The sequence below is a fragment of the Bradyrhizobium sp. WSM1743 genome, assembly GCF_000473065.1.
Taxonomy (GTDB): domain Bacteria; phylum Pseudomonadota; class Alphaproteobacteria; order Rhizobiales; family Xanthobacteraceae; genus Bradyrhizobium.
In genome coordinates this window covers 54521-66685 of the sequence record NZ_AXAZ01000022.1, presented here as the reverse complement: position 1 = coordinate 66685, position 12165 = coordinate 54521, and the positions used below count along the sequence as shown (strand labels likewise).

The following is a 12165-nucleotide window of genomic DNA, read 5'->3' as shown; positions in this document are numbered from 1 at the left end:
ATCCGCCCTCAGCGCGCCGGGATCCGGCTCCGCGCCCAGCGCTGGAGCCGGTTGACGGCAAAGATGATGACGAAGGAGACGATGAGCATGACCACCGCGATGGCGGTTGCATCGGCATAGCGGAACTCGGAGAGCCGGATCACGATGAGGAGCGGTGCGATCTCGGAGACGTTGGGCAGATTGCCGGCGATGAAGATCACAGAGCCATATTCGCCGACCGCGCGGGCGAAGGCGAGCGCGAGGCCGGTGAGCAGCGCCGGTGCGAGCGAGGGCAGGATCACGCGGATAATGGTCTGCCCGCGGCTGGCGCCGAGACTGCCCGCGGCTTCCTCAATCTCGGGGTCGAGATCCTGGAGCACCGGCTGCACGGTGCGCACCACGAAGGGAATGCCGATGAAGATCATGGCGACGAAGATGCCGATCGGCGTGAACGCCACCTTGATGCCGAGCGCTGCGAGCGGTGCGCCGAGCCAGCCCTTCTCGGCGAACAGCGCGGTCAGCGCGACGCCGGCGACCGCGGTCGGCAGCGCGAAAGGCACGTCGACGATGGCATCGAAGATGCGCCGCCCCGGAAAGCGGTAGCGCACCAGCGCCCAGACGATGATGCTGCCCATGACGAGATTGACGGAGGCCGCCGCGAAGGCGAGCCCAAACGACACGCGGAGCGCGTTCAGGGTGCGGCGGCTGGAGAGGATGTTCCAGAACTGATCGGGGCTGAGCTCAAGCGATTTCAGGAACAGGCCGGCGAGTGGAATCAGGATAATGACGGACAGCCAGGAAAGCGTCAGTCCCATGGTGAGACCGAAGCCCGGCAATGTCCGGCGTCGTGCTGCGAGTGCGCTCACCAGGCCCCCTGCTAAAGCGTCTTACGACAGCGCGCGATCAGTTCTTGTAAATCTGATCGAAAACGCCGCCGTCGGCAAAATGTTCCTTCTGCGCCTTGGTCCAGCCGCCGAAGACGTCGTCGATCGTGAACAGCTCGACCTTGGCGAAGGCATTCTCATGCTTCTTGGCGATTTCGGCATCGCGCGGACGGTAGAAGTTGCGCGCGGCGATCTCCTGCCCCTCCTTGGTGTACCAATATTGGAGATAGGCATCGGCGACGTTTCGGGTGCCTTTTTTATCGGCGACCTTGTCGACGATGGCGACCGGCGGTTCGGCGAGGATCGATTGCGGCGGCGCCACGATCTCGAACTTGTTCGCGCCGAACTCCTTCAGCGCAAGGAACGCCTCGTTCTCCCAGGCGAGCAGCACGTCGCCGACGCCGCGCTCGACAAAGGTCACGGTGGCGCCGCGCGCGCCGGTGTCCAGTACCGGAACCTGCTGATACAGCTTGCCGATGAAATCCTTGGCCTTGTCGGCCGAGCCGTACTTCTTCTGCGCAAAGCCCCAGGCTGCAAGGTAATTCCAGCGCGCGCCACCTGACGTCTTGGGGTTCGGCGTGATCACGGCAACGCCCGGCTTGACCAGATCGTCCCAGTCCTTGATGCCCTTGGGATTGCCCTTGCGTACCAGGAACACGATGGTCGACGTGTAGGGCGACGAATTCTGCGGCAGTCGCTTCTGCCAGTCGGCAGCGGTGAGACCCTTGCCGGCGATCGCGTCGATGTCATAGGCGAGCGCAAGCGTCACCACATCGGCCTGCAAGCCGTCGATCACTGCGCGCGCCTGCGACCCGCTGCCGCCATGCGACTGCTTAATCTCGATGCTCTTGCCGGTTTCCTTCCGATAGGCATTCGTGAATGCCTTGTTGAACTCGACATAGAGCTCGCGCGTCGGATCGTATGACACGTTCAGCAAATTGATGTCAGCGGCGAGAGCCGAGCTTGCCCAGAGGAGTCCTGCAGCGAGCGGAACGATACGGCGCATCATGTCCATCTCCATTCACCTCGACGACGTCGGCGTCATCGATGGCAGGCATAACTCGGGGCGAAACGCGCTTAAGTCAACGGAACCGGATTTTCTTGTTTGAAGCGTGGCAGCGTGACTGTGCTACGAAATCTTCATGGTGTGGATGCCGCATTCTGTCTTGGCCCGGCCGCGCCAGCGGCCGGCACGTGCATCCTCGCCCTCGGCCGTTCTGCTGGTGCAAGGCATACACCCGACCGACAGGAAACCGGAGGCGGCCAATGGATGACGCGGCAATTTGGCGCGGGTGAAGATCGCCTCGATCTCCTCGCGCGATACATTGGCGAAGGGATTGAACTTCAACCGCGCGCCGTCGTCCTCGACGACCGGAATGTCGGCGCGCGCATTGCCCTGGAAACGCTTGCGGCCGTTGAGCCAGGCATCGAACGGTTTCAGCGCGCGCGCCAGCGGCTCGACTTTACGGATGCGGCAGCAGGCGTCGGGATCGGAGAACCAGAGGTCGCGGTCGGGATCTTCGCGCGACAGCGCCTCCTCGGCGGGCTTGATCGAGCGCACATCCTTGAGACCCAGCGCCGCGATCAGCGTATCGCGATAGGCCAGCGTCTCCTCGAACAACCAGCCGGTGTCGAGAAAGATCACCGGGATCGCCGGGTCGACATCCGCCATCACTTTCAAGAGCGTCGCCGATTCGGTGCCGAAGGAGGACACCAGCGCAAGCTTCTCGCGCCCGACCGTCTTCAACGCCGCCGCGATGACTTCCGCGGGCGAGGCATCGCGCAGGGCGCGATCGAGCTCCTCCGCCGACGGCAGCGCAGACACCGACGAAACCTGAGGCGCGATCGCGTTCACGTGCCGACCCCTTCGGAGTGACGCAGCTGCATGCGCCGGTGCAGCGCCGTGATGCGGCCATCGCCGGTCGGCTGGTAGAACACCGAATAGCGCTTGGCGGTCTGCATGAAGGCTTCCGCGTCGGCCTGCTTCTTGACCTCGAAGGCATCGAAGCCGGCACGCAGCATGAACACAAACTGGTCGCGCAGCACCTGACCGGTCGCACGCAGCTCGCCGCGATAGTTGTAGCGCTCGCGCAGCAGCCGCGCCTGGCTGTAGGCGCGCCCGTCGCGGAAGGTCGGGAACACCAGCGCGACCGCGGCGATCTTGCCGAGATACGGCACGAGCTCGGCGATATCGCGATTGTTCGGCCAGATCACGCCGACCTTGCCCGAACGCTTGAGCAGCGCATCGGCCTCGCCGAGAAAGCGCTCGGCCGGCACCAGGATGTCGCCGCCCTCGGGCAGCGGGGTGTCGACGGCCAGCTTGACGAAGCTGTCGTCGACGATTCTTCCGCCGTTAACGAGTGGCATAGACGCGCTCCTTGAAAGGTTCGACGCCGAGGCGCTTCACCGTGTCCATGAACAGCTCCTCGGGCCGCTCGCGCAGCGCCAGATAGGCTTCCACGATGTCCTCGACGACGTCGGCGACCTCGTCGAACTTGACGCCAGGACCGATCAGGGTGCCGAGCGCGGCGTTCTCGTCGGCGCGGCCGCCGATGGTGATCTGGTAGACCTCCTCGCCGTTCTTCTCGACGCCGAGAATGCCGATATGGCCGACGTGATGATGGCCGCAGGCATTGATGCAGCCCGAGATGTTGATGTGCAGACGGCCGATCAGGTTGGCGAGCTCGTGATTGGCAAAGCGCCGCGTCAGCTCCTGCGCGATCGGGATCGAGCGCGCATTCGCCAGCGAGCAATAGTCGAGCCCGGGGCAGGCGATGATATCGGTGATCAGATTGACGTTAGGTGTGGCCAGGCCAAGCTTGTCGAGCGCCTTCCACAGCGCCGGCAGGTCGCGCTTGGCGACATGCGGCAGCGCCAGGTTCTGCTCGTGGCCGACGCGGATCTCGCCGAAGGAATATTTGTCGGCGAGATCGGCGAGCGCATCCATCTGCTCGGCCGTGGCATCGCCCGGAGGGCCGCCGGTCGGCTTCAGCGAGATCGTGACGATCGAATAGCCCTGCACCTTGTGTGGAGCCACCGAGTTCTTGCGCCACGCCTCGAAATCAGGGTCGGCCGCGGCCTGGCGCAGCTCGTCCGGCATGTGCGGCAGCTTCTCGTAGGCCGGATAAGTAAAGCGCGAGCGGATGTCCTCGATCACCTCGTCGTCGATCTGGAGCGAGGAGTTGCGGATCTGCTGCCACTCGTCCTCGACCTCGCGGGAGAATTTCTCGATGCCGAGCTCGTGCACCAGGATCTTGATCCGCGCCTTGTAGATGTTGTCGCGGCGGCCATACTGGTTGTAGACGCGTAAGATAGCCTCGATGTAGCTGAGGATGTCGCGGCCATGCACGAAGTGCTTGATGGTCTTGGCGATGAACGGGGTGCGGCCGAGGCCGCCGCCGACCAGAACCTCGAAGCCGGTCTCGCCTTTCTCGTTCTTGATCAGCCGCAGGCCGATGTCGTGGATCTTGATCGCAGCGCGGTCATGATCCGACGCCGTGATCGCGATCTTGAACTTGCGCGGCAGGAACGAGAATTCCGGATGCAACGTGGTGTGCTGACGGATCAGCTCCGACCAGATGCGCGGATCCTCGATCTCGCCGGGCGCGACGCCGGCCCACTGGTCCGAAGTGACGTTGCGCATGTTGTTGCCGGAGGTCTGCATCGCGTGGATGCCGACCTTGGCGAGATCGGCCAGCGCATCCGGCAATTCGGCGAGCTTGATCCAGTTGAACTGGATGTTCTGCCGCGTGGTGAAGTGGCCATAGCCGCGGTCGTACTTCCGCGCGACGTGCGCGAGCGCCCGCAGCTGGTTCGTCGCCAGCGTGCCGTAGGGGATAGCGACGCGGAACATGTAGGCGTGCAGCTGGAGATAGACGCCGTTCTGCAAGCGAAGGATCTTGAACTCGTCCTCGGTGAGCTCGCCGGAAAGGCGCCGCTTCACCTGGTCGCGGAACTCCGAGACGCGCTCGTTGACGAGCGTGCGGTCGATTTCGTCGTAAGCGTACATAAGAGAATGCCTTAAACCTGGGCCGGCTGCCCGATGGTGACGCCGGTGCGGCGGATCTGTTCGCGCAGATTGCCGGGCACAATCTCGCCGTCCTCGCCGACCTGCACAGGCGCGATATAGGGACCGATGGCGCCGACGTCATCGGCCACGGCTTCCGCAAGCAACGCCTTGGCCTCGTCGGAGTTGCGCACGATCGCGGCTTCCGACAGGTCCGCGGACCAGCCCTTGGCGGCGGTTCGGTAGACCACGATGCCGTCCCAGGTGCGGTTGGCGGTCACGACCGAGGGGCCGGCGATCTTGATCTTCTTCTGTTCGAGCGGAGAGGTCATTCGGCTGCATCCATGAGGTCAGAGATGATTTGTTTGGGTGTCTGGCGGCGAAGCGAGCCGGCATGCCGGACCACGTCGCCGATGATGAGAATGGCGGGACCGCCATGGATCCGCCGCACGAGCTCGGGCAGGTCGCGCAGCGTTCCGATCGCGCCTTGCGTATCCGGCCGCGTGACACGGGCGAACACGCCGACCGGCGTCTCTGGCGAGCGGCCGGCCGCGAACAGGCCTGCACGCACGGCAGGCGCCGCGGTCATGCCCATGTAGACCACGAGGGTCATCTTGGTGTCGGTCAGCATCGACCAGTCCACGGCTTCGGCATCGCGCGCCTTGTGTGCGGTGAGGAAGGTGATGCGGGTCGCTTCGTGACGATAGGTGAGCGGTACCTCGAAATCGGCGGCGGCGCCGAGCCCTGCGGTGATGCCGGGAATGATCGAATAGGCGACGCCGGCAGCGCGCAGCGCTTCGACCTCTTCGCCGCCGCGGCCGAACACGAAGGGATCGCCGCCCTTCAGCCGCACCACGCGCTGGCCGGCTTGCGCGCCCTCGATCATGCGCTTGTTGATGGCGTCCTGGCCGATGCCGGGCTTGCCGACGCGGCGGCCGACCGCAACGCGCGTGGTGTCGCGGCGGATGCGGTCGAGAATCTCGGGCGAAACCAGTTCGTCGTGGAAGACGATGTCGGCATCCTGCAGCGCGCGCAGCGCCTTGATGGTGAGAAGGTCAGGGTCGCCGGGGCCGGCGCCGACCAGCGCGACCGAGCCTTCCGGCTTATCGGCGCGCGCGAATGCGGAGGGATCGGCAATCGCCTCGAGCGATGCGCCCGCCTCGCCTCTGCGGCCAGCAAGCACGGCGGCGCCGATCGGACCGTCGATGACGCGCTCCCAGAAGCGGCGGCGCAGCGGAAATTCGGCGATACGCTCGTTGATGGATTTGCGGAAGGTGCCGATGAATTCGGCGAGCTCACCGATACGCGCCGGCAGCAGCGCCTCGATCTTCTCGCGCACACGCCGCGCCACTACCGGCGAAGTACCGCCGGTGCCGACCGCGACCACGACATCGCCGCGATCGACGATCGCCGGGAAGATGAAGCTGGAGTGCTCGAGATCGTCCATGACGTTGACGGGCAGGCCGAGCGCCTTCGCCCGCATCGACATCGCAACGCCGACATCGCCCGCGCCCGCGCAGACGATGGCGATAACGCCGGAGAGATCAGTGGTCAGCGGATCACCGACCGCGATGTCAACGCGCGCCGCATCCTGCGCACCGAGCCCAAACTCATGATTGCCGTCGATCGCATGCACGCGGAGGCGCGCACCGGCGGCGGCGAGCACGCGCAGCTTGGCGCGCAAAAGCTCACCCGCGCCGATGAGAACCACGGGACCGGCCTTGAGATCGAGAAACACCGGCAAGAACCGCATGCGATACTCGCTTCCCCCACATCCGGGGTTGACTGGAATTATTTTCTATATATGTGTCGTTTCGAGCGCGCAAAGAGAAATTTTTTTCTTCTCTTCTGCGCCGCAACTATAGAATTTTCGGCTCCAAACGCAAAGTGGCAGAGATGCATCTTCTCAAGGACGATTCCGCAGTTGTCGGAGTGAGCAGCCCCGCCCCCATCACCCGCTCAGGCTCGCAAGAATTTTCTGCTGATGTTGCGCCCAGCATGGACCATCTCGACCAGCTCGAGGCGCAGAGCATCTACATCTTCCGCGAAGCCTTCGCCCGGCTGAAGAAGATTGCCCTGTTGTGGTCGCTCGGCAAGGACTCCAACGTCATGATCTGGCTGGCGCGCAAGGCGTTCTTCGGCCGCATGCCGTTTCCGGCGCTCCATGTCGACACCGGCAAGAAGTTTCCGGAGATGTATCGCTTCCGCGATCATTACGGGAAGGAGTGGGAGCTCGATCTGCGCGTCGAACCCTGCCCGCCCATCGACGCCGTCGACCCGACGCTGCCGCCGGCCGCCCGTTCCGCCGCGCGCAAGACCGAGGGCCTCAAGATGGCGCTCGCCAAGTACGGCTTCGACGGCCTGATCGCCGGCATCCGCCGCGACGAGGAAGCAACCCGCGCCAAGGAGCGCGTGTTCTCGCCGCGCGGCCTGGAAGGCAATTGGGACGTGCGCGACCAGCCGCCGGAGTTCTGGGATCATTTCAACGCCTCGCCGCCGCAAGGCGCGCATCTGCGCATCCACCCGATCCTGCATTGGACCGAGGCGGACATCTGGGCCTACACCAAGCGCGAGAACATCCCGATCATCCCGCTGTATCTCGCCAAGGACGGCAAGCGTTATCGCTCGCTCGGCGATCAGGACATCACCAACCCCGTGAATTCGACGGCGTCCAGCATCGACGAGATCCTGATCGAGCTCGAGCAGACCAAGGTGCCGGAGCGCGCGGGACGCGCGCTCGACCACGAGACCGAGGACGCTTTCGAGCGCCTGCGCGTCGCCGGCTATCTCTGATCAAGGACGCGAGCGTCGTATGAACATGATCGTCACCCCCGCTTCGCCTGCGACTCCGAACGGCACCACGCGTCCGCAAGTGCGCATCGTCATTGTCGGCCATGTCGACCACGGCAAGTCGACGCTGGTCGGCCGCCTCCTGCACGAGACCGGCAGCCTGCCCGAGGGCAAGCTCGAGATGCTGAAAGCCGTCAGCGCGCGGCGCGGCATGCCGTTCGAATGGTCGTTCCTGCTCGACGCGCTCCAGACCGAGCGCGACCAGGGCATCACCATCGACACCACGCAGATCCGCTTCCGCACCAATTCGCGCGACATCGTGCTGATCGACGCGCCCGGCCACGCCGAATTCCTGCGCAACATGATCACCGGCGCCTCGCAGGCCGACGGCGCGGTGCTGATCATCGACGCGCTCGAAGGCGTGCGCGACCAGACAAGGCGCCACGGCTATCTCTTGCATCTGCTCGGCGTGAAGCAGGTCGCCGTCGTCGTCAACAAGATGGACCGCGTCGATTTCTCCGCCGATCGCTTCAAGGAGATCAGCGACGAGATCTCCGCGCATCTCAATGGCCTCGGCGTGAAGCCCACTGCCGTGATCCCGATTTCCGCGCGCGACGGCGACGGCGTCGCGGAGCGCACCGGCCGCATCTCCTGGTACAAGGGCCCGACCGTGGTCGAGGCGCTTGACCGGCTCGAGCCGGCACGGGCGCTGGAAGCGCTGGCGCTGCGGCTACCGGTGCAGGCGATCTACAAGTTCGACGACCGCCGCATCGTCGCCGGCCGGATCGAATCCGGCAGCCTCGTCGCCGGCGACGAGATCGTGATCATGCCGGCCGGCAAGATCGCCAGGATCAAGACGGTCGAGAGCTGGCCGGTGACGCCGGTTGCGGGACGGCAAGGGGCCGGCCGCTCGGTCGGCATCACGCTCGACCGCGAATTGTTCATCGAGCGCGGCGACATCATCGCGCATGCGGGCGCCGCCCCGCGCGAGACGCGCCGGCTACGCGCGCGCATCTTCTGGCTGCACGACAAGCCGCTCGCCAAGGGTGACCAGCTGCTGGTACGCTGCGGACCGAAGGAAAGCCGCGCTACCGTCGTCGCCATCGAGAAGGCGGTCGATCCCGGCGAGCTCTCGAGCAGCGAGAACAAGGCAATCGGCCGCAACCATGTCGGCGAGATCGACATCTCGCTGTCGAACCCGATCGCAACCGATCCCTACACGGAGAATCCCCGCACCGGGCGCCTCGTGATCGAAGTCTCCGGGCGCATCGCCGGCGGCGGCCTCGTGCTGTCGGTCGATGCTGGCCAACGCGCCGTGCCTGTCGACATCGTGCCGGTGGAATCGGCGCTGCGTCCAGACGAACGCTCCGCGCGCTACCGCCACAACGGCGCGGTGGTCTGGCTGACCGGCCTGCCTGCCTCCGGCAAGTCGACGCTGGCAAGAGCGCTGGAGCGAAGACTATTCACCAATGGCGGCTCGCCGATCCTGCTCGACGGCGACACGATGCGCGCCGGGCTCAACAGCGATCTCGGCTTCTCCGCCACGGATCGCAGCGAGAACATCCGACGGCTCGCCGAGGTCGCGACGCATCTTGCCCGCAACGGCCATATCGCCATCGTCGCCGCTGTCTCGCCCGCCCGCGAGGACCGCGCCACTGCGCGCCGCATCGCCGACACCGCGTTCCGCGAAATCCATGTCGCGACGCCGGCCGAAGTTTGTGAGGAGCGCGATCCCAAGGGCCACTACAAGAAGGCCCGCGCCGGCACGCTGGCTTCGTTCACCGGCATCGGCAACGACTACGAAGCGCCGCAGGCAGCCGAGCTCGTGATCGACACGTCGAAGCGGACGGTTGCGGAGGCGGCCGACGAGATCGAGCAGATGCTGAAGACATCAGGCGTGTTGTTCGACGAACTCGTGGATTTAGCGGCGAATATTTGAGGCTATCCCAGCCCCCGCTGTCGTCGCCCGGCGTGACCGGGCGACCGAGTATTCCAGAGACAGCGATGGGATACGGAGAAGCCGCGGCGTACTGGATTCCCCGCTTTCGCGGGGAATGACAGCTGTGCGCGCCTTGCCCCCTCTCCTTGACATTTTGACAAACCCCCGGGGGTCTTCTCACCGCCCCGATTTTGGGGCTAATAGGTCCCGAAAGCCGTCCCCCTGTGGGCGCATTTTGCTGCTGTCGGGTCAAAAGCAGCCAAAAACAGCCATTTCCAACAAGAAAGCCCATCATGAAACGCGTCGACGCCCACGGATTGAAGATCGCTCCCGTCCTGTTTGACTTCATCGCCAAGGAAGCGGCCCCGAACACGGGGATCGCGCCGGATGCGTTCTGGGCCGGGGTCGCCGCCATCATCAAGGATCTTGGGCCGAAGAACCGCGCGCTGCTGGCCGTACGTGACACGCTGCAGGCCAAGATCGACGACTGGCACCGCGCCAACAAGGGCAAGGCGTTCGACCTCGACGCCTACACCGCGTTCCTGAAGGAGATCGGCTATCTCGTCCCGGAGCCGGCGACGCAGAAGGTCGAGACCGCCAATGTGGACGAAGAGATCGGCAAGATCTGCGGCCCGCAGCTCGTCGTGCCCCTCACCAACGCGCGCTACGCGCTGAACGCGGCGAATGCGCGCTGGGGATCACTCTACGATGCCTTCTACGGCACCGATGCGATCCCGCACGACCCGTCCGAGGGCGGCAAGGGTTACAACAAGGCGCGCGGCGACAAGGTGATCGCCAAGGCCAAGGCGTTCCTCGATAACGCCGTGCCGCTCGCGACCGGCAGGCACACCGACGTCACTGCCTATAACGTGGTCGCGGGCCAGCTCGCGGTGAAGCTCAAGAGCGGCAACGCCACCGCGCTGAAGAACGCCGCACAGTTCGCGGGCTTCCAGGGCGATGCGGCCGCGCCGAGCGCAGTGCTGCTCGTCAACAACGGCCTGCATATCGAGGTGAAGATTGACCGCAGCAGCGCGATCGGCAAGGACGATCCGGCCGGCGTCGCCGACATGACCATGGAAGCCGCGGTCTCCACCATCCTCGACATGGAGGACTCGGTCGCCGCGGTCGATGCGGAGGACAAGGTGCTGGTCTACCGCAACACGCTCGGCCTGATGAACGGCACGCTGTCGGCCGATTTCGAGAAGGGCGGCAAGACGCTGACGCGTTCGCTCAACGCCGACCGGCTCTACAAGACGCCTGACGGCAAGGGCGAGCTCAAGCTGCACGGCCGCAGCCTGCTCTTGATGCGCAATTGCGGTCATCACATGTTCACCGACGCGGTGCTGGACGAGAAGGGCGAGGAAGTCCCGGAAGGCCTGCTCGATGCCGCTGTCTCGGGCCTGCTCGCGATCCACGATCTCAAGGGCAATTCGAAGGTCAAGAACAGCCGCACCGGATCTGCCTATATCGTCAAGCCGAAGATGCATGGCCCCGACGAGGTCTCGCTGACCTGCGAGATCTTCGACCGCGTCGAGAAGATGCTGGGCCTGCCCGAGAACACGCTCAAGGTCGGCATCATGGACGAGGAGCGGCGCACCACCGTCAACCTCAAGGCCTGCATCCAGCGCGCCTCCAAGCGCATCATGTTCATCAACACCGGCTTCCTCGACCGCACCGGCGACGAGATCCACACCTCGATGGAAGCGGGCCCGATGATCCGCAAGAACGAGATGAAGGCGCAGGCCTGGATCAAGGCGTATGAGGACTGGAACGTCGACATGGGCTTGACCTGTGGCCTGCCTGGCCACGCCCAGATCGGCAAGGGCATGTGGGCCGCGCCCGACAAGATGGCGGACATGCTGGCGCAGAAGCTTGGCCATCCGCAGGCCGGCGCCACCACCGCGTGGGTGCCGTCGCCCACCGCGGCGACGCTGCACGCACTGCACTACCACCAGGTCAACGTGATCGCGCGCCAGCAAGAGCTGACCAAGGGCGGGCCGCGCGCAAAGCTCTCCGACATCCTCACCATTCCGGTGTCGAAGTCGAACTGGGCGCCCGACGACGTCAAGCAGGAGATCGACAACAACTGCCAGGGCATTCTGGGCTATGTCGTGCGCTGGATCGACCAGGGCGTCGGCTGCTCCAAAGTGCCCGACATCCACGATGTCGGCCTGATGGAAGACCGCGCAACCCTGCGCATCTCCAGCCAGCATCTCGCCAACTGGCTGCACCAGGGCGTGATCACCGAGGCGCAGGTGATGGAATCGCTGAAGCGCATGGCGGTCGTCGTCGACAAGCAGAACGCGGGCGACCCGATCTACAAGCCGATGGCGCCAGCCTTCGACGGCGTCGCCTTCAAGGCCGCCTGCGACCTCATCTTCAAAGGCCGCGAGCAGCCGAACGGCTACACCGAATACATCCTCACCGCCCGCCGCCGCGAGGCGAAAGCTGCGGGCTGAACGGATCAATCGCACACCAAAAGCCCCGGTACGCCGGGGCTTTTTTGTTGGGCGAAACGTCGCGGCCCGCAGCGGAACGGCCGCTCGCCGGTCGCGTTGTACGGCCAT

General features: G+C 65.0%; 10 protein-coding genes. 3 read left to right on the top strand and 7 right to left on the bottom strand.

From position 1 onward, the window contains the following. Positions 1-8: 8 nt before the first annotated feature. The 7 genes from cysT to cysG form a co-directional block, all read right to left on the bottom strand. Positions 9-845: a sulfate ABC transporter permease subunit CysT gene (gene cysT / locus YU9_RS0116010; RefSeq protein ID WP_084298961.1), complete on the bottom strand. Its 837-nt coding sequence runs from the start codon at positions 843-845 to the stop codon at positions 9-11. 37 nt (positions 846-882) lie between these two features. Next, positions 883-1884, bottom strand: a complete 1002-nt coding sequence (locus YU9_RS0116005) for a sulfate ABC transporter substrate-binding protein (RefSeq protein ID WP_156951916.1) — start codon at positions 1882-1884, stop codon at positions 883-885. A gap of 108 nt (positions 1885-1992) precedes the next feature. Continuing rightward, entirely contained in the window at positions 1993-2718 is a 726-nt protein-coding gene (locus YU9_RS0116000) for a phosphoadenylyl-sulfate reductase (protein WP_027573754.1), read from the bottom strand. Further along, positions 2715-3230 carry a DUF934 domain-containing protein gene (locus tag YU9_RS0115995; RefSeq protein ID WP_027573753.1) on the bottom strand — a complete coding sequence of 172 codons (516 nt, stop codon included), beginning with the start codon at positions 3228-3230 and terminating at the stop codon, positions 2715-2717. The genes YU9_RS0116000 and YU9_RS0115995 overlap by 4 nt, the downstream gene beginning before the upstream one ends. Beyond that, on the bottom strand, positions 3217-4872 hold the full coding sequence (locus YU9_RS0115990; protein ID WP_027573752.1) for a nitrite/sulfite reductase: 1656 nt from the start codon (positions 4870-4872) through the stop codon (positions 3217-3219). Before YU9_RS0115990 ends, YU9_RS0115995 begins: the two co-directional genes overlap by 14 nt. Before the next feature lie 11 nt (positions 4873-4883). Further along, on the bottom strand, positions 4884-5201 hold the full coding sequence (locus YU9_RS0115985) for a DUF2849 domain-containing protein (protein ID WP_027573751.1): 318 nt from the start codon (positions 5199-5201) through the stop codon (positions 4884-4886). Next, on the bottom strand, positions 5198-6622 hold the full coding sequence (gene cysG, locus YU9_RS0115980) for a siroheme synthase CysG (protein ID WP_027573750.1): 1425 nt from the start codon (positions 6620-6622) through the stop codon (positions 5198-5200). The genes YU9_RS0115985 and cysG overlap by 4 nt, the downstream gene beginning before the upstream one ends. Positions 6623-6867: 245 nt before the next feature. Here cysG and cysD point away from each other — a divergent pair, with 245 nt between their 5' ends. The 3 genes from cysD to YU9_RS0115965 all read left to right on the top strand — a co-directional run bounded on the left by cysD (position 6868) and on the right by YU9_RS0115965 (position 12057). Then, positions 6868-7662 carry a sulfate adenylyltransferase subunit CysD gene (cysD, locus tag YU9_RS0115975; protein ID WP_027573749.1) on the top strand — a complete coding sequence of 265 codons (795 nt, stop codon included), beginning with the start codon at positions 6868-6870 and terminating at the stop codon, positions 7660-7662. A 19-nt stretch (positions 7663-7681) separates the two neighbouring features. Next, positions 7682-9598 carry an adenylyl-sulfate kinase gene (cysC, locus tag YU9_RS0115970; protein WP_027573748.1) on the top strand — a complete coding sequence of 639 codons (1917 nt, stop codon included), beginning with the start codon at positions 7682-7684 and terminating at the stop codon, positions 9596-9598. A 293-nt stretch (positions 9599-9891) separates the two neighbouring features. Continuing rightward, positions 9892-12057 (top strand): malate synthase G, encoded by a 2166-nt coding sequence (locus YU9_RS0115965; protein WP_027573747.1) that lies wholly within the window; start codon positions 9892-9894, stop codon positions 12055-12057. The last annotated feature ends 108 nt before the right edge of the window (positions 12058-12165 follow it).

Excerpts from the sequence above, each read along its gene's own strand:
- YU9_RS0116005 (WP_156951916.1), bottom strand. The coding sequence starts at position 1,884 with ATGGAGATGGACATGATGCGCCGTATCGTTCCGCTCGCTGCAGGACTC.
- YU9_RS0115995 (WP_027573753.1), bottom strand. The coding sequence starts at position 3,230 with ATGCCACTCGTTAACGGCGGAAGAATCGTCGACGACAGCTTCGTCAAG.
- YU9_RS0115990 (WP_027573752.1), bottom strand. The coding sequence starts at position 4,872 with ATGTACGCTTACGACGAAATCGACCGCACGCTCGTCAACGAGCGCGTC.
- YU9_RS0115985 (WP_027573751.1), bottom strand. The coding sequence starts at position 5,201 with ATGACCTCTCCGCTCGAACAGAAGAAGATCAAGATCGCCGGCCCCTCG.
- cysG (WP_027573750.1), bottom strand. The coding sequence starts at position 6,622 with ATGCGGTTCTTGCCGGTGTTTCTCGATCTCAAGGCCGGTCCCGTGGTT.
- cysD (WP_027573749.1), top strand. The coding sequence starts at position 6,868 with ATGGACCATCTCGACCAGCTCGAGGCGCAGAGCATCTACATCTTCCGC.
- cysC (WP_027573748.1), top strand. The coding sequence starts at position 7,682 with ATGAACATGATCGTCACCCCCGCTTCGCCTGCGACTCCGAACGGCACC.
- YU9_RS0115965 (WP_027573747.1), top strand. The coding sequence starts at position 9,892 with ATGAAACGCGTCGACGCCCACGGATTGAAGATCGCTCCCGTCCTGTTT.